The 14,873-nt window shown below is 68.2% G+C and carries 15 protein-coding genes and 2 pseudogenes; 7 read left to right on the forward strand and 10 right to left on the reverse strand.

The window, feature by feature from the left end:
* Nucleotides 1-343: 343 nt before the first annotated feature.
* The 4 genes and pseudogenes from BKN37_RS08415 to BKN37_RS08430 all read right to left on the reverse strand — a co-directional run bounded on the left by BKN37_RS08415 (nucleotide 344) and on the right by BKN37_RS08430 (nucleotide 4,594).
* Complete coding sequence (locus tag BKN37_RS08415) at nucleotides 344-1,348, reverse strand: SMP-30/gluconolactonase/LRE family protein (protein WP_071024374.1); 1,005 nt, start codon at nucleotides 1,346-1,348, stop codon at nucleotides 344-346.
* Nucleotides 1,349-1,401: 53 nt separating this feature from the next.
* Nucleotides 1,402-2,844: pseudogene (locus tag BKN37_RS08420) on the reverse strand (sugar porter family MFS transporter); the annotation flags it as partial.
* Nucleotides 2,845-2,878: 34 nt separating this feature from the next.
* Entirely contained in the window at nucleotides 2,879-4,249 is a 1,371-nt protein-coding gene (locus BKN37_RS08425; RefSeq protein WP_071024376.1) for an aspartate aminotransferase family protein, read from the reverse strand.
* Between the two features lie 30 nt (nucleotides 4,250-4,279).
* Nucleotides 4,280-4,594 carry a hypothetical protein gene (locus tag BKN37_RS08430; protein ID WP_131823545.1) on the reverse strand — a complete coding sequence of 105 codons (315 nt, stop codon included), beginning with the start codon at nucleotides 4,592-4,594 and terminating at the stop codon, nucleotides 4,280-4,282.
* A gap of 87 nt (nucleotides 4,595-4,681) precedes the next feature.
* Between BKN37_RS08430 and BKN37_RS08435 the strand changes: the two genes are divergently transcribed.
* The 3 genes from BKN37_RS08435 (at nucleotide 4,682) to BKN37_RS08445 (ending at nucleotide 6,407) form a co-directional block, all read left to right on the forward strand.
* Entirely contained in the window at nucleotides 4,682-5,620 is a 939-nt protein-coding gene (locus BKN37_RS08435) for a sigma-70 family RNA polymerase sigma factor (protein ID WP_071024382.1), read from the forward strand.
* Entirely contained in the window at nucleotides 5,610-5,807 is a 198-nt protein-coding gene (locus tag BKN37_RS08440) for a hypothetical protein (protein ID WP_105369233.1), read from the forward strand. The genes BKN37_RS08435 and BKN37_RS08440 overlap by 11 nt, the downstream gene beginning before the upstream one ends.
* Nucleotides 5,808-5,924: 117 nt before the next feature.
* Nucleotides 5,925-6,407 (forward strand): PPOX class F420-dependent oxidoreductase, encoded by a 483-nt coding sequence (locus BKN37_RS08445; RefSeq protein WP_071024387.1) that lies wholly within the window; start codon nucleotides 5,925-5,927, stop codon nucleotides 6,405-6,407.
* Nucleotides 6,408-6,412: 5 nt separating this feature from the next.
* On the opposite strand, the pseudogene BKN37_RS08450 reads toward BKN37_RS08445, so the two are convergent.
* Nucleotides 6,413-7,027: pseudogene (locus BKN37_RS08450) on the reverse strand (carboxymuconolactone decarboxylase family protein); the annotation flags it as partial.
* Nucleotides 7,028-7,058: 31 nt separating this feature from the next.
* Here BKN37_RS08450 and BKN37_RS08455 point away from each other — a divergent pair.
* On the forward strand, nucleotides 7,059-7,637 hold the full coding sequence (locus BKN37_RS08455) for a YbhB/YbcL family Raf kinase inhibitor-like protein (RefSeq protein ID WP_071024454.1): 579 nt from the start codon (nucleotides 7,059-7,061) through the stop codon (nucleotides 7,635-7,637).
* A gap of 97 nt (nucleotides 7,638-7,734) precedes the next feature.
* Here the strand turns inward: BKN37_RS08455 and BKN37_RS08460 are convergent, their stop codons facing one another.
* Genes BKN37_RS08460 through sdhC form a run of 4 tightly spaced genes read right to left on the reverse strand, consistent with a single transcriptional unit; the run spans nucleotide 7,735 to nucleotide 11,117 of the window.
* Nucleotides 7,735-8,526, reverse strand: coding sequence for a succinate dehydrogenase iron-sulfur subunit (locus BKN37_RS08460; RefSeq protein WP_071024391.1), 792 nt, complete (start codon nucleotides 8,524-8,526; stop codon nucleotides 7,735-7,737).
* Entirely contained in the window at nucleotides 8,526-10,280 is a 1,755-nt protein-coding gene (gene sdhA / locus BKN37_RS08465; protein WP_071024393.1) for a succinate dehydrogenase flavoprotein subunit, read from the reverse strand. The genes BKN37_RS08460 and sdhA overlap by 1 nt, the downstream gene beginning before the upstream one ends.
* 34 nt (nucleotides 10,281-10,314) lie before the next feature.
* A complete protein-coding gene (locus tag BKN37_RS08470; RefSeq protein ID WP_071024395.1) occupies nucleotides 10,315-10,782 on the reverse strand; it encodes a succinate dehydrogenase hydrophobic membrane anchor subunit in 468 nt (155 codons plus the stop codon).
* Complete coding sequence (gene sdhC, locus BKN37_RS08475) at nucleotides 10,779-11,117, reverse strand: succinate dehydrogenase, cytochrome b556 subunit (protein WP_071024397.1); 339 nt, start codon at nucleotides 11,115-11,117, stop codon at nucleotides 10,779-10,781. The genes BKN37_RS08470 and sdhC overlap by 4 nt, the downstream gene beginning before the upstream one ends.
* Before the next feature lie 280 nt (nucleotides 11,118-11,397).
* On the opposite strand from sdhC, the gene BKN37_RS08480 reads away from it, so the two are divergent.
* The 3 genes from BKN37_RS08480 to BKN37_RS08490 are packed head-to-tail and all read left to right on the forward strand — an operon-like array spanning nucleotide 11,398 to nucleotide 14,179.
* Nucleotides 11,398-11,802, forward strand: coding sequence for a cytidine deaminase (locus BKN37_RS08480; protein WP_071024399.1), 405 nt, complete (start codon nucleotides 11,398-11,400; stop codon nucleotides 11,800-11,802).
* Entirely contained in the window at nucleotides 11,796-13,094 is a 1,299-nt protein-coding gene (locus tag BKN37_RS08485; protein WP_423212774.1) for a thymidine phosphorylase, read from the forward strand. The genes BKN37_RS08480 and BKN37_RS08485 overlap by 7 nt, the downstream gene beginning before the upstream one ends.
* Nucleotides 13,091-14,179, forward strand: a complete 1,089-nt coding sequence (locus BKN37_RS08490; protein ID WP_071024403.1) for an adenosine deaminase — start codon at nucleotides 13,091-13,093, stop codon at nucleotides 14,177-14,179. Before BKN37_RS08485 ends, BKN37_RS08490 begins: the two co-directional genes overlap by 4 nt.
* 101 nt (nucleotides 14,180-14,280) lie before the next feature.
* On the opposite strand, the gene BKN37_RS29515 is transcribed toward BKN37_RS08490, so the two are convergent.
* A complete protein-coding gene (locus BKN37_RS29515; RefSeq protein ID WP_194074207.1) occupies nucleotides 14,281-14,829 on the reverse strand; it encodes an LGFP repeat-containing protein in 549 nt (182 codons plus the stop codon).
* Nucleotides 14,830-14,873 lie beyond the last annotated feature (44 nt).

Below are 14,873 nucleotides of genomic sequence, written 5' to 3' on the forward strand. Positions count from 1 at the left end.
GGTGGCGACCTTGTACGGGCAGGTGTCTAGCCCCGCGTTGGGTCCGGCGTTGGGTTCGGCTACGGCGGTGGGCATAGCGGGCATCGCCAGCAGGAAAACCGCCGCTGCCAGGCAGGATGCAGAACGTAACGAGGCCATCGTGGTGCAGAGTAGGCAACCCGCGGCCCGATTTCGGGGAGCCACGCTGTGACTAATGATGTAGAAGTTACAAATGAGTTATGTTTCGCGCGCCGAACCTGCTTTTGGGCGGGTGCGCGCCGAACGTGCATCCAGGGCGGAAAATCGGCCCGATTCTCGCCGTGCGTGCACATTCGGCGCAGCAGGGCGGCTCGCAGCAGGGCGGCTAGCGGACGCAGGCGCTGAGCTCCACCCGGCCCAGCGCCGGGTAGTTGATGGTGCCCAGCCACAGCGTGCCGGCCGCCTCGACGACGCCGGTGACCACACCGAACTCGGGATGCCGGGTGCGCACCCCGGCGACGGCGGCCCCGCTGTCGGCGTCGAAGGCCACCGCCCAGACCTCCGGCTTGATCTGGGGTTGCAGCGGATCGGGCAGCCGCCAGGCGATCTTGCGGATGATCGGCGCCCGCGGCAGCAGCCATTCCAGGGTGGGATTGATCGGGGCGACCATCGCGGTCCAGATCGGGCCGTCGCCGCCGGTGGACAGGTTGTCGGGCATCCCGGGGAGATGCACCGCCAACGGTGTCACCGACCCGGCCTGCGAACCGGTCAGCCAGTACTTCGACAGCCGCCGCGCCTGGGTCTCGGCGAAGACCAGCGCCGATTCGTCGGCGGTCGCGGTCACCCCGTTGGCGAAGTACAGCCCGTCGACCAGGGTGGTGATCGTCCCGTCGGTGTCGAGCCGGAACAAGCTCCCGTGGCCGCGGGCCTCGATGATGGCGGCGGTGTAGTTGTCGAACCGGAAGGCGCTGGTGGACTCCGTGAAATAGATGGTGCCATCGGAGGTTTCGGTGACATTCGAGCAGAACATCAGCGGCCGGCCGGCCACCGATTCGACCAGGGTGTCCAGCCGGCCACTGTCCGGGTCCAGCGCCAGCAGCCCGCGGTGGCTGTCGCAGATGAGCAGCCGTCCGTCGCGGGCCACGTGCAGGCCCAACGGTCGGCCGCCGGTATCGGCGACGACGGTGGGCTTGCCGTCGTCGGCGGACACCCGCACAATGCGACCGCCGTCCAACCCGGCCCACAGCCGGCCGGCGGCGTCGACCACGACATCCTCGGGTCCGTTGCCGGGCAGCGGCACGATGGTGACGGTGGCCGCCGGCAGCTCGGGCAGCGGGTCGATCGGCGGCGGCCGCCACCGGACCGGGTTGATGCGCGGTTTGTCGCCCACGGCACCGACTTTAAGGCCGCGTCAGGATCGCCGGGCGGAACTCGGTGGCGAGGTCAGGTGGTTTTGGTGACCTGCTGGGCGGGCGCGTCGGTGTCGTTGCCGTTCGGTAGCGCGGCGGGCCAGCGGCCGCCGTTCTCCCAGAAGTGCCGGATGTACTCCAGCTGGATGCCCTTGGTTTCCGGGGCGTACCGGTAGATAAAGCCGAAGCTGAGCAGCGCCAGCACGCCGAACACGGCGAAGGTGGTCGCACCGCCGAGTGTGGTGAGCATCGTCAGGAACACGGCGACCACGATCGCGTTGGCCGTCAAGTTCGTGGTGAGCATCACGCTCGACCCGATCGACCGCAATTTGGCGGGCAGGGCCTCCCCGCCATACACCCACGCCACCGAGCCGAAACCGAAGTGGTAGCCGACCGAGAACAGCAGGATCGCGGTGAACTGGAAGTACGGGAGCGCGCTACCGAGCAGCGGCCCGGCGGCGTAGGCACCGATCAGGGCCAGGTTGGCGACGATCATCACCGCGATCCCGGACAGCAGGATCGGGCGTCGGCCCACCCGGTCGACCAGGACCAGCGAGACGCACATCGCGGCCACGGCCGCAACCATGACCAACGCGGGCAACACCAGCAGGTTGAAGTTTCCGTCAAAGCCCATGTCTTGGAAGATCAGCGGGCCGTAAAAGACGATGGCGTTGATCCCGGTGATCTGAGTGAAGAATCCGAACACGATCAGGAAGACCGTGGCCCGCAGATGCGACCGCTGCAGCATCTCGCGGAGCACCCCGGCGTGGGCCTGCTCTTCTTCTTGTTGAGCGCGGGCGATCTCCGCCAGTTCCTTCTCGGCGTCGGCCTGCGGTTCCACCCGCAGCATTGTTCGGCGCGCGTCGTCGATCCGGCCCTTGAGCATGTACCAGCGCGCGCTGTCCGGCACCTTCAACAACAGTGCGATCATCAGCACGGCGGGGACCGCGGCCGAACCCAGCATCAAGCGCCAGTTGTGGGTATCGGACAGCACGAACGACACCAGGTAGCCGATGATGATGCCGACCACGGACATCAGCCCGTAGGCCACCAGCAGCGAACCGCGTACCGAGGCGGGCACCGACTCGGCCACGAATACCGGAACCACGACCACCGTCACGCCGATCGCCACTCCCAGCAGCAGGCGCACCACCAGCAGCATCGGCAGCGACACCGCCAGCGCGCTGAGAATCGCGAACACCCCGTAGGCGGCGGCCGCCGCGATCAGGGACGTTTTGCGCCCGATGGTGTTGGCCAGCCACCCCCCGACGGCAGCCCCGGCGGCCATCCCGACGACCACCACGGTCGCCACCATCTCTTGGCGTGCCGGCGAGATATCGAAGTCGTTGCCGAGGAACAACAGCGCGCCCGAGACGGGGTCGTAGCCGTAGAGGATGCCGACCGTGGCCGCCGCGACGCCCACCAACAGCACCAACGGGGAGGAGCGGCGCAATTGCGCGATTTCGCCCACCGTCGTCCTCTCCGTTGCGCGGGTTTGGCCCGTATGGACCCTAGAGCAGCCGCGCCGACGCCTCCGCGAGCACGCCGCGCAGGATGGTCTCGATCGCGTCGAATTCGGCCGGGCCGCTGATCAGCGGCGGTGCCAGTACGATCACCGGGTCGCCGCGGTCATCGGCGCGACAATACAGTCCGGCCTCATACAGCGCCGCGGAGATGGCCGGCAGCAAGCGGGCGCATTCGGCGGCGTCGAAGGTTTCCCGGGTCGCCTGATCCTTGACCAATTCGACCGCGTAGAAGTAGCCCTCGCCGCGGATATCGCCGACGATGGGCAGGTCATACAGCCGCTCCAGCGTGCTGCGGAAGGTTGCCGCGTACCCCTTGACGCGGTCGTTGAGGCCTTCGCGCTCGAAGAGGTCGAGGTTGGCCAGCGCCACCGCCGCCGACACCGGATGGCCACCGAAGGTGTAGCCGTGCGGGAACATCGTCGTCCCGTCCCGGAACGGCTCGAACAGCCGGTCGCTGGCGATCATCGCGCCGATCGGCGAGTACCCCGACGTCATGCCCTTGGCGCAGGTGATGATGTCCGGGACGTAGCCGAAGTCGCGGCAGGCGAACATCGATCCGATCCGGCCGAACGCGCAGATCACCTCGTCGGAGACCAGCAGCACGTCGTAGGCATCGCAGATCTCGCGGACCCGGTCGAAATACCCCGGCGGCGGCGGGATGCAGCCGCCGGCGTTTTGCACCGGCTCCAAAAACACCGCGGCCACGGTGTCGGGCCCCTCGAATTCGATCGCCTCGGCGATCCGGTCGGCGGCCCAGGCGCCGAACGCCTTGGCGTCGGTGCGCAACGGCTCCGGGGCGCGGTAGATGTCGGTGTTGGGCACCTTCAGGCCGCCCGGCGTCAGCGGCTCGAACGGCGCCTTGTAGGCCGGCACGCCGGTGATCGCCAGGGCGCCCTGCGGGGTGCCGTGGTAGGCGACCGCCCGCGAGATCACCTTGTGCTTGCCGGGTTTGCCGGTCAACTTGAAGTACTGCTTGGCCAGCTTCCACGCGGTCTCGACGGCCTCGCCGCCGCCGGTGGTGAAAAACACCCGGTTCAAATCGCCGGGCGCATAGTGGGCCAGCCGTTCGGCCAGCTCGATCGCGGTCGGGGTGGCATACGACCACAGCGGGAAGTAGGCCAGCTCGCGGGCCTGCTGTGCTGCCGCGGCGGCGAGCTCGTCGCGGCCGTGGCCCACCTGCACGGTGAACAGGCCGGACAACCCGTCCAGGTAGCTTTTCCCGCGGTCGTCGAAGATGGTGACGCCGTCACCGCGGGTAATGATCGGCGGTGTGATGCCCGCGCCGTGCCGGGCGAAGTGGCCCCACAGGTAGCGGTCGGCCTTGGCCGCCAGGGTTGTGGGCGTCGTCTCGGTCATCGCCGCCGAGCCTAACGCCCGGGGACGGCATCACGCCGGGTGCGCGGGGATGATCAGCGGAGGCTGCGGAATGACCTGCGGAGGCGAGCCTGGTGGTCCCCCCGGAATGATCAACGGCGCCTGCGGAATGACTTGCGCCGGGACCATCGATGGTGGCGTCGGATCGTCGGGGCTGGCTGGGCAGCCGGGATTCGCCGGGCAATCGGGGTCGTCGGCCGGGGCCTGGGTCGCCGCGCTGACGCCGGGCGCCGCGTGGGCCGGTATGGGCACGGCCGCCGCCGGGAGGGCGATCAGCGCCGCGGCCGCCGCCACTTTCGCACATCCGGGTATCTGCGCCCACGCCATCGATCGCTCCCGCAACTGTGTACCTAACCAGCTTGTCGGTGCGACGCCGCGGGGCGTTACCAATCGGCCCGTCCTACGCTAGGCGGTATGACCGCCGGCACCCGGGTGGACGACTTCGAAGACCTGCGCCCGCATCTGTTGGCGGTGGCCTACCGGCTGACCGGGACGTTCGCCGACGCCGAGGACATCGTCCAAGACGCCTGGCTGCGGTGGGCGGCCGCCGAACGCGATCAGATCGCGGACCTGCGGGCCTGGCTGACCACGGTGGTGAGCCGACTGGGTTTGGACCGGTTGCGCTCGGCCGCACACCGGCGCGAAACCTATGTGGGCCAATGGCTTCCGGAACCCGTGGTGACCGGATTCGACGCGGCCGACCCGCTGTCGGCGGTGGTGGCCGGCGAGGATGCCCGGTTCGCCGCGATGGTGGTGCTGGAGCGGCTCAGCCCCGATCAGCGGGTGGCGTTCGTGCTGCACGACGGGTTCGCGTTGCCGTTCGCCGAGGTGGCCGAGGTGCTGGGCATCACCGCGGCCGCCGCCCGGCAACTGGCGTCGCGGGCCCGTCGCGCGGTGGCCGCCGATCCGCCGCCGGCGCCGGACCCCGCGCACGCCGAGGTGGTCGGCAAGCTGATGGCGGCGATGGCCGCCGGGGACATGGCCGGGGTGGTGGCGTTGCTGCATCCCGATGTCACATTCACCGGGGACGCCAACCGCAAGGCGCCGACCGCGGCCCAGGTCATCCGCGGCCCGGACAAGGTGGCCCGGTTCCTGTTCGGGCTGGCGAAACGCTACGGGCCGGCGATGGTCGCGTCGAATCAGCTCGCGCTGATCAACGGCGAGCTGGGTGCCTACACACCGGGGGCGCCCGGCGGCGAGGGCTACCAGGCCATGACGCCCCGGATCACCGCAATGACGGTGCGCGACGGCAAAGTCTGCGCGGTCTGGGATGTCGCCAACCCGGACAAGTTCACCGGGTCACCGCTGCGGGTCAGTCGGGCGAATCGGTCAGACAATGAGCGTGCCAGGTAAAACCGCGAAGAAGCTGAGCGCGTTGATGTTCCGCGTCATGGACAAGATGCGCCACCGCGCCGCCTTCGACATCGGCCGTCCCACCCAGGCCGACCAGGTGATCGCCGCCAACTGGAGTTGGCCCACGAACCCTCCCGGTCGCCGAGCGTGTACTCGGCTCGAAAAAACGGCCGAATTCTCGCTCTGAGTACACGCTCGGCGAACGCGCCTTTGCGTTTATGTCAGCGTCAGCGATCGAATTGGGATTGGTGGCGGTCAACTCCCGGTGCCGATACGCTGGCGGGCAGAACCCACGGGAGGGCGCATGGCAGGTAACGCCGCCAAGAAGATGACCGCGCTGATGAACCGCGGGATGGACAAGATGCGTCATCGCGCCGCCTTCGATATCGGCGCCCCCAGCGGCACCGACTTCACCGGATTCGACCAGGCCCACCAGATCGTGCTGGTGACGTTCAAGCGTTCCGGTGAGCCGATGCCCAGCCCGATCAACCACGGGGTGGCCGACGGGAAGATCTACATCCGCACCGATCCCTCCACCGGGAAGGTCAAGCGGATCCGCCGCAACCCGCGGGTGGTGGTGGTGCCCAGCAGTCTGCGGGGCAAACCCAGCGGCCAACCGGTCGCCGGGGTCGCCCGGATCCTGCCCGAGTCCGAGCACGCCCACGCCGAGCAGGTGATCGCCGCGAATTGGAGCCTGCCGATGAAGCTGTTGGAGCGCAGCCTCGATAGAAGCGCCGCGGTGTTCGGCATGCCGATGGCCTATATCGAGATCACGCCCGCGCCGTAACGGCGTTAGGCCCACGGCACCCGGCAGGCGTCCCCGGAGCTGAACCCCTGCTCGGTGATGCCCAGCGCCGAATACATCCGGGCCCGCATGTTCTCCACGCCGATCTGGTAGGTCAGCTCGATCACGCCGGCGTCGCCGAACCGGGCCCGCAGGTCGGCCACCTGCTCGTCGGTGACGTTGTGCGGGTCGGTGGTCACCGCGTCGGCGTAGGCGATGGCGGCGCGTTCGTCGTCGGTGTAATGCGCAGATGTGGCGTAATCGTCGATGTACTTGAGCCTTTCGACGTCCAGCCCATCCAGCCGTTGCAGCATGGACCCGAAGTCCACACACCACGAGCAGCCGATGGTGCGGGCGGTCCAAAACACCGCCAGCTCCCGCACACTGGCCGGCAGGGTGCGCGACCCGCGTTGCAGCAGCATTTCGTGCACGGCGTTGGCGACCAGCAGCCGGGGGTGGTGCGCGGCGACGGTGAACGGCTCGGGGACCTCGCCGAAGCGCCGCTTGGCGTAGCGGTACATGGCGCGGGTCAACCAGCCGGCGCGCTTGGGGGGCAGGGGCTCAATGCGGGTTTTCTGTGTCATACCCGTTAGACGAGGCGGCCCGCCAAAGTGTGACGAGCAGTCCCCCTTTACGCCGCGGTCGATCAGCGGTATACACACGCTCATGAGACGGGCGCCGATCGCGCTGGTGCTGCTGCTTCTCGCGCTCCCGGGGTGTGGCGGCGGGAAACCGGACGTCGCGCCCGCGTCGAGCAGCACAGGAGCCGCGATGAGCACCGCGCCGGGCGGGTTCGCCCTCACCAGTCCCGCATTCGCCGACAACACCCCGATCCCGGTCGAGTACTCCTGTAAGGGCCGCAACGTGCCGCCGCCGCTGCGCTGGGACAAGGTCCCGACGGGCACCCGGGCGTTGGCGCTGGTGGTCGACGACCCGGACGCGCCGGCCGGGCTCTACTTCCACTGGCTGGTCACCGGCATCCCGCCGACCACCACCGAGATCGGTGAGGGTCCGCTGCCGCCGGGCGCGACGGTCAGCCAGAATTCGGCGGGCAAGGCGGAGTACTTCGGCCCGTGCCCACCGGCCGGCACCGGTGTGCACCACTACCGCTTCCAGCTGTACGCGCTGGGCAAACCGGTGACGGTCGCGCCGACGACGCCGGCACCCGACGCCGCCCGGACCATCGCGGATGCGGCCCTCGGCGAGGCCCGCACGGTCGGCCTGTTCGGCTGACGGCAGTCGGAGCGCGAGCGTGCGCAAACGCACGCCAAAACCCCGCTTACAGTGGCATTTTGTGCACGCTCGCGGCCAAAGGCCAAAGGCCAAAGAACTAGCGCGCGAACATCAGCGCGCGCTTGACCTCCTGGATGGCCTTGGTGACCTCGATGCCGCGCGGGCAGGCCTCGGTGCAGTTGAACGTGGTGCGGCAGCGCCACACCCCGTCGACCTCGTTGAGGATGTCGAGCCGCTCGGCGGCCCCCTCGTCACGGGAATCGAAGATGAAGCGGTGCGCGTTGACGATCGCCGCCGGGCCGAAGTAGCTGCCCTCGCTCCAGTACACCGGGCAGCTGGTGGTGCAGCAGGCGCACAGGATGCACTTGGTGGTGTCGTCGAAGCGGGCCCGGTCGGTCTGGGACTGGATCCGTTCGCGGGTCGGCTGGTTGCCGCTGGTCATCAGGAACGGCTTGATCGCGCGGTAGGCGTCGAAGAACGGCTCCATGTCGACCACCAGGTCCTTTTCCACCGGCAGCCCGCGGATCGGCTCGATGGTGATGGTCAGCTCCTGGCTGGCTTTCTTCGGCAGCAGGTCGCGCATCAGCACCTTGCAGGCCAACCGGTTGTTGCCGTTGATCCGCATGGCGTCCGAGCCGCACACCCCGTGCGCGCAGGACCGCCGGAAGGTCAGCGTGCCATCCAGGTAGCTTTTGACATAGATCAGCAGGTTCAGCAGCCGGTCGCTGGGCAGGCACGGCACCCGGAAGCTTTGCCAGCCGGCGGCGTCGGGGTTCTCCGGATTGAACCGGGCGATCTTCAACGTCACCATCACCGCGCCGTCGGGAATCGGCGGCAGCGGCGGGTCACCGGCTTCGGGGGTCTCGACAACCTGACTCGAAGAGGCCATCAGTACTTCCGCTCCTTGGGCTCGTAGCGGGTCTGCACCACCGGCTTGAAGTCCAGCCGGATGTCACTCAGCAGCTCGCTACCTTCCTTGTAGGCCATGGTGTGGCGCATGTAGTTGACGTCGTCGCGGTTCGGGTAGTCCTCGCGGGCATGGCCACCGCGGGATTCCTTGCGGTTCAACGCCCCAACCACCGTCACCTCGGCCAACTCCAGCAAGAAGCCCAGTTCGATGGCTTCCAGCAGATCGGAGTTGAAGCGCTTTCCCTTGTCGTGCACGGTGATTCGGGAATACCGCTCTTTGAGCGCATGAATGTCGGTCAGTGCCTGCTTCAACGTCTCCTCGGTGCGGAACACCGCGGCGTTGTTGTCCATCGACTGCTGCAGCGCGCCGCGGATGTCGGCCACGCGCTCGTTGCCGTGCTCGGACAAAATATCCGCCACCCAGCCGACCACCATGCCGGCCGGGTTCTCCGGCATGTCGACGAAGTCGTGACCCAGCGCGTAGTTCGCGGCGGCGATCCCGGCCCGGCGCCCGAACACGTTGATGTCCAGCAGCGAGTTGGTGCCCAACCGGTTGGCGCCGTGCACCGACACGCACGCGCATTCCCCGGCCGCGTACAGGCCGGGCACCGTGTTGGTGTTGTCGCGCAGCACCTGCCCGGTGATGGTGGTGGGGATCCCGCCCATCGCGTAGTGGCAGGTCGGGTATACCGGCACCAGTTCCTTGACCGGGTCCACCCCCAGGTAGGTGCGGGCGAACTCGGTGATGTCGGGCAGCTTGGCTTCCAGCACGTCCTCACCGAGGTGGCGCACGTCGATGTAGACGTAGTCCTTGTTGGGGCCGGCGCCGCGGCCCTCCAACACCTCGAGCACCATGGAGCGGGCGACGATGTCGCGGGGCGCCAGGTCGACGATCGTCGGGGCGTAACGCTCCATGAACCGTTCGCCGTCGCCGTTGAGCAGCCGGCCGCCCTCGCCGCGCACCGCCTCGGAGATCAAGATGCCCAGACCGGCCAGGCCGGTCGGGTGGAATTGGTGAAATTCCATGTCCTCCAACGGAAGTCCCTTGCGGAACACCACGCCCATGCCGTCGCCGGTGAGGGTGTGGGCGTTGGAGGTGGTCTTGTACATCCGGCCCGACCCGCCGGTCGCGAACACGATGGCCTTGGCGTGGAAGACGTGGATCTCGCCGGTGGCCAGCTCGTAGGCGACCACCCCGGTGGCCACCGGGCCGCTGGCGGTTTCGGAGAGCACCAGGTCCAGCACGTAGAACTCGTTGAAGAACTCGACGTTGTGTTTGACGCAGTTCTGGTACAGCGTCTGCAGGATCATGTGGCCGGTGCGGTCGGCGGCGTAACAGGCCCGGCGCACCGGGGCCTTACCGTGGTCGCGGGTGTGCCCGCCGAAGCGGCGCTGGTCGATGCGGCCCTCGGGGGTGCGGTTGAACGGCATCCCCATCTTTTCCAGGTCCAGCACCGCGTCGATGGCCTCCTTGGCCATGATCTCCACCGCGTCCTGGTCGGCCAGGTAGTCGCCGCCCTTGACGGTGTCGAAGGTGTGCCACTCCCAGTTGTCTTCCTCGACGTTGGCCAGGGCCGCGCACATGCCGCCTTGGGCGGCACCGGTGTGGCTGCGCGTCGGGTACAGCTTGGTCAGCACTGCAGTACGAGCGCGCGGCGCGGATTCCACCGCGGCCCGCATTCCGGCGCCGCCGGCGCCGACGATCACCACGTCGTATCGATGTTGCTGAATCACCGCGTCATCACCTGCATGTTCGAAGTTTCTTGTTTCACGAGACGTTCGCGTCGAAGGTCAGCAGCACGTAGCTGCCCAGGATCAACGTGAACAGCATCGACACCGCCAGCAGGGTGTTGAGCCAGAACTTGGTGGAGTCCTTGCGGGTGTAATCGCCGATGATGGTGCGCATCCCGTTTCCACCGTGCAGTTGCGCCAGCCACAGCAACAACAGGTCCCAGGTCTGCCAGAACGGCGAGTGCCAGCGCTGCGCCACATAGTTGAAGTCGATGCGGTACACCCCGTTTTCCCACATCAGCATCACGAACAGGTGCCCGAGCGCCAAGAACACCAGCACGATGCCGCTAAACCGCATGAACAGCCAGGCGTATTTCTCGAAGTTGGGCATGCCGGCGTGCCGGTGCGGGGACCGCGGATCGCCCAGGCTGGCGGGACGGTCCGGGCTGTACTGGCGGACCGGGGCGAGCTGGCCGCGGCCGAGTTGTAGATCCGGGGCGCTCATCGGAAGTGCTCCATCATGTGAATGCCAATTACCACGGTGGCCGGAACGATGACCAGCAGCCAGATCACGATGATCGACCACAGCATCAGCTTCTGGTAGCGCGGGCCCTGGGCCCAGAAGTCGATCAGGATCACCCGCACCCCGTTGAGCGCGTGGAACAACACCGCGGCCACCAGCCCGAGCTCCATCAGCCCGACGATCGGGGTCTTATAGGTCGCGATGACCTCGTTGTAGGCCTGCGGCCCGACCCGCACCAGCGCGGTGTCCAGCACGTGGACGAACAGGAAGAAGAAGATCGTCGCACCGGTGATGCGGTGCAACACCCAGGCCCACATGCCGGGGTCGCCCCGGTACAGGGTGCGCCGTATTCGCCGCTGTCCATCACGCGGTGCGGGCGTGGGCGGATTTACAGATGCCGCCGTCGTCATCAGCGCCTCCAACGCGATCACTATGGGGAACCGTCGGGTGGACTCTAGACCCAATTGTGGGGGCGAACGAAGTTACTCCGCAGTCATCAGCACGGTAAGACTGGAAAAGTTAGGGTGACCTTTGACGGTGGTCGACGGGTGAAAAGGGCGTTTCGGATGTATTCGGATCAAGTCGGGCATCGCTAGGATGCCCGCCTCCATTGACTGGAACATGTTGCGCGACAAGGCAATCGAAGTTGCGGACCGCGGTTATGCACCCTATTCGCGGTTCCGGGTGGGCGCCGCGGCGCTGGCCGATGACGGTCGGCTGCTCACCGGCTGCAATGTGGAAAATGTCTCATATGGCCTAGGTCTCTGCGCCGAGTGCGGTGTGGTCTGCGCCCTGCACGCCACCGGCGGCGGCCGGCTGGTGGCGCTGGTGTGCGTGCAGGCCTCCGGGGCGCTGCTGATGCCGTGCGGGCGGTGCCGGCAGGTGCTGTGGGAGCACGGTGGCCCGGAGCTGTTGATCGACCATCCGGGCGGCCCGCGCCGGCTGGCCGACCTGCTGCCCGACGCGTTCGGCCCCGACGACCTCGCCCGGGGCGCCTGGTGACGTCCTTCGATGCGCCGACGGTGATCGCGACCAAACGCGACGGGGGCCGGCTGTCCGACGCCGCGATCGACTGGGTGATCGACGCCTACACCCACGGCTGCGTCGCCGACGAGCAGATGTCGGCGCTGCTGATGGCGATCTTTCTACGGGGGATGGACCCGGGGGAGACCGCGCGGTGGACGACGGCGATGGTGGCCTCCGGTCCCCGGCTGGACTTCTCCGGGCTGCGGCGCGGGGATGCCCCGCTGGTGACGGTGGACAAACACTCCACCGGCGGGGTCGGCGACAAGATCACCCTGCCGTTGGTGGCCGTCATCGCCGCCTGCGGGGGTGCGGTGCCGCAGGCCTCCGGGCGCGGGTTGGGCCACACCGGCGGCACCCTGGACAAGCTGGACTCCATCGCCGGGTTCACCGCCGCCCTGTCCAACCGGCAGGTCACCGACCAGCTGCGGCGGGTCGGCGCGGCGATCTTCGCCGCCGGGCAGCTGGCCCCGGCCGACGCCAAGCTGTACGCGCTGCGCGACGTCACCGCCACCGTGGAGTCGCTGCCGCTGATCGCCAGCTCGGTGATGAGCAAGAAGCTGGCCGAAGGAGCCAGTGCGCTGGTGCTCGATGTGAAGATCGGTTCCGGGGCATTCATGACGTCGGCGGCGGCCGGCGCCGAACTGGCGCGCACCATGGTGGCGCTGGGCGCGGCGGCCGGGGTGCGGACCCGGGCGCTGCTGACCGATATGAACGCGCCGCTGGGGGCGACCGCCGGCAACGCCGTGGAGGTGGCCGAGGCGCTGGAGGTGCTGGCCGGCGGCGGGCCCGCCGATGTGGTGGAGCTGACCGTGGCGCTGGCCACCGAGATGCTGAGCCTGGCCGGCATCGAGGGGCGTGACCCGGCGCAGACGCTGGCCGACGGCACCGCGATGGACCGGTTCCGGGCGCTGATCGCCGCGCAGGGCGGCGACTTGTCGGTTCCGTTGCCGATCGGTGCCTGTTCGGAGACGGTGACCGCGCCGCGGGGCGGCACAATGGGAGACATCGACGCGATGGCGGTAGGGCAGACGGTGTGGCGGCTCGGCGCGGGCCGCTCCCGCCCGGGTGAGCAGGTCCAGGCCGGTGCCGGTATCCGCATCCACCGCCGTCCCGGCGAGCCGGTGGCGGCCGGCGAGCCGCTGTTCACCCTGTACACCGACACCCCGGAGCGGTTCGGTCCGGCGCTGGCCGCCCTCGACGGCGGCTGGAGTGTCGGCGATACCGCACCGCCGCCCCGACCGCTGATCATCGATCGGATCGAGCCATGACGACACCGCTGACCGCCGACACCATCCGCCGGGCGCCCAAGGCGCTGCTGCATGATCACCTCGACGGCGGGCTGCGCCCGGCCACCGTGTTGGAGATCGCCGGGCAGATCGGCTACGACGAGCTGCCCGCCACCGACCACGCCACGCTGGCGACCTGGTTTCGCACCCGCTCCCACAGCGGCTCGCTGGAGCGCTACCTGGAGCCGTTCAGCCACACCGTGGCGGTGATGCAGACCCCCGAGGCGCTGCACCGGGTCGCCTTCGAGTGTGTGGAAGACCTGGCCGCCGACTCGGTGGTGTACGCCGAGGTGCGGTTCGCGCCCGAACTGCACATCGACGGCGGGTTGTCCTTCGACGACGTCGTCGACGCCGTGCTGGCCGGATTCGCCGACGGCGAGAAGGCGGCCGCCGCGGCCGGCCAGCGGATCACGGTGCGCTGCCTGGTCACCGCGATGCGCCACGCCGCGCTGTCCCGGGAGATCGCCGAGTTGGCGATCCGGTTCCGGGACAAGGGGGTGGTCGGTTTCGATATCGCCGGTGCGGAGGCCGGCTATCCGCCGACCCGGCACCTGGACGCGTTCGAATACATGCGAAACAACAACGCCCGCTTCACGATCCACGCCGGCGAGGCGTTCGGGCTGCCCTCCATTCAGGAGGCGATCGGGTTCTGCGGGGCGGACCGGTTGGGTCACGGGGTGCGGATCGTCGACGATATCGCCGTGGATCCCGACGGCCGGGTCCGGTTGGGCCGGTTGGCGGCGATCTTGCGGGACAAGCGGATTCCGTTCGAGATGTGCCCGAGCTCCAACGTGCAGACCGGCGCGGTCGCCAGCATCGCCGAGCACCCGTTCGACCTGCTCGCCCGCACCCGGTTCCGGGTGACCGTCAACACCGACAACCGGTTGATGAGCGACACCACCATGAGCAAGGAGATGCTGTTGCTGGCCGAGACGTTCGGCTATGGGTGGAGTGATTTGGAGCGGTTCACCATCAATGCGATGAAGTCGGCGTTCATCCCGTTCGACGAGCGGTTGGCCATCATCGACGAGGTCATCAAACCGCGGTACGCGGTGCTGATCGGCTGAGGCCCGAGCACCTCAGGCCGCCGAGTACTTCAGGCCGCCGAGCAGACACAAAAGCCCCCATTTCGGCGACGAAATGGGGGCTTTTGTGTCTGCTCGGGCGGTTAGCTCTTGGTGACTTGAGCCTCTTCGCCCGGCTTCCAGGTGATGGTGCCGTGCTCGAAGGTGGACTGCTTGCCGCCGTCGGGGAGGTCGGTCTCGTCGCTGGTCGGGTAGCCGAGCTCACCCTGGGAGCCGCCCAACTCGTTCCACTTGTCCCGGATCGCGCCCCACACCACATACGACTTGGTCTTGTGGATGATCACGCCGCCCTCAAACTCCTGGTAGATGCCCCCGTCCGGGGTGCCCTTCTGCTCGCCCTTGGGCTCGCCGAGGTCGTCTTTGGCTTTCTGGTCGAGGGAGTTGTACTTCTCCAGGATGGCGCCGGAAACGGTGTATTCCTTGCCGTCCTTGCCGGCCATCTGGGTGGTGCTGGGCGCCGCGCTTTCGCTTGCGGTGCTGGGTTCGGCGACCACCGACGAGGACAGCGATGAAGTTGCGCTGCTGGTGGCCTCGCTGCCTTTTTCCTTCGCGGACTGACAACCGGTGCCGATGACTGCAATGCCCAGAATCGCGGCGGAGAATGCCGCTGCTCGTTTCGTTACGTCACGCATGGCTTTCCTCTCGAATGGACCGGGCCACGCAGTCGACGCAGCCC

Source organism: Mycobacterium talmoniae, from assembly GCF_001854525.1.
Classification (GTDB): domain Bacteria; phylum Actinomycetota; class Actinomycetes; order Mycobacteriales; family Mycobacteriaceae; genus Mycobacterium; species Mycobacterium talmoniae.

Excerpts from the sequence above, each read along its gene's own strand:
- BKN37_RS08490 (WP_071024403.1), top strand. The coding sequence starts at position 13,091 with ATGACGACACCGCTGACCGCCGACACCATCCGCCGGGCGCCCAAGGCG.
- sdhC (WP_071024397.1), bottom strand. The coding sequence starts at position 11,117 with ATGTGGGCCTGGGTGTTGCACCGCATCACCGGTGCGACGATCTTCTTC.
- BKN37_RS08435 (WP_071024382.1), top strand. The coding sequence starts at position 4,682 with ATGACCGCCGGCACCCGGGTGGACGACTTCGAAGACCTGCGCCCGCAT.
- BKN37_RS08470 (WP_071024395.1), bottom strand. The coding sequence starts at position 10,782 with ATGAGCGCCCCGGATCTACAACTCGGCCGCGGCCAGCTCGCCCCGGTC.
- BKN37_RS08425 (WP_071024376.1), bottom strand. The coding sequence starts at position 4,249 with ATGACCGAGACGACGCCCACAACCCTGGCGGCCAAGGCCGACCGCTAC.
- BKN37_RS08460 (WP_071024391.1), bottom strand. The coding sequence starts at position 8,526 with ATGGCCTCTTCGAGTCAGGTTGTCGAGACCCCCGAAGCCGGTGACCCG.
- BKN37_RS08430 (WP_131823545.1), bottom strand. The coding sequence starts at position 4,594 with ATGGCGTGGGCGCAGATACCCGGATGTGCGAAAGTGGCGGCGGCCGCG.
- BKN37_RS08480 (WP_071024399.1), top strand. The coding sequence starts at position 11,398 with ATGCCCGCCTCCATTGACTGGAACATGTTGCGCGACAAGGCAATCGAA.
- BKN37_RS08445 (WP_071024387.1), top strand. The coding sequence starts at position 5,925 with ATGGCAGGTAACGCCGCCAAGAAGATGACCGCGCTGATGAACCGCGGG.
- BKN37_RS29515 (WP_194074207.1), bottom strand. The coding sequence starts at position 14,829 with ATGCGTGACGTAACGAAACGAGCAGCGGCATTCTCCGCCGCGATTCTG.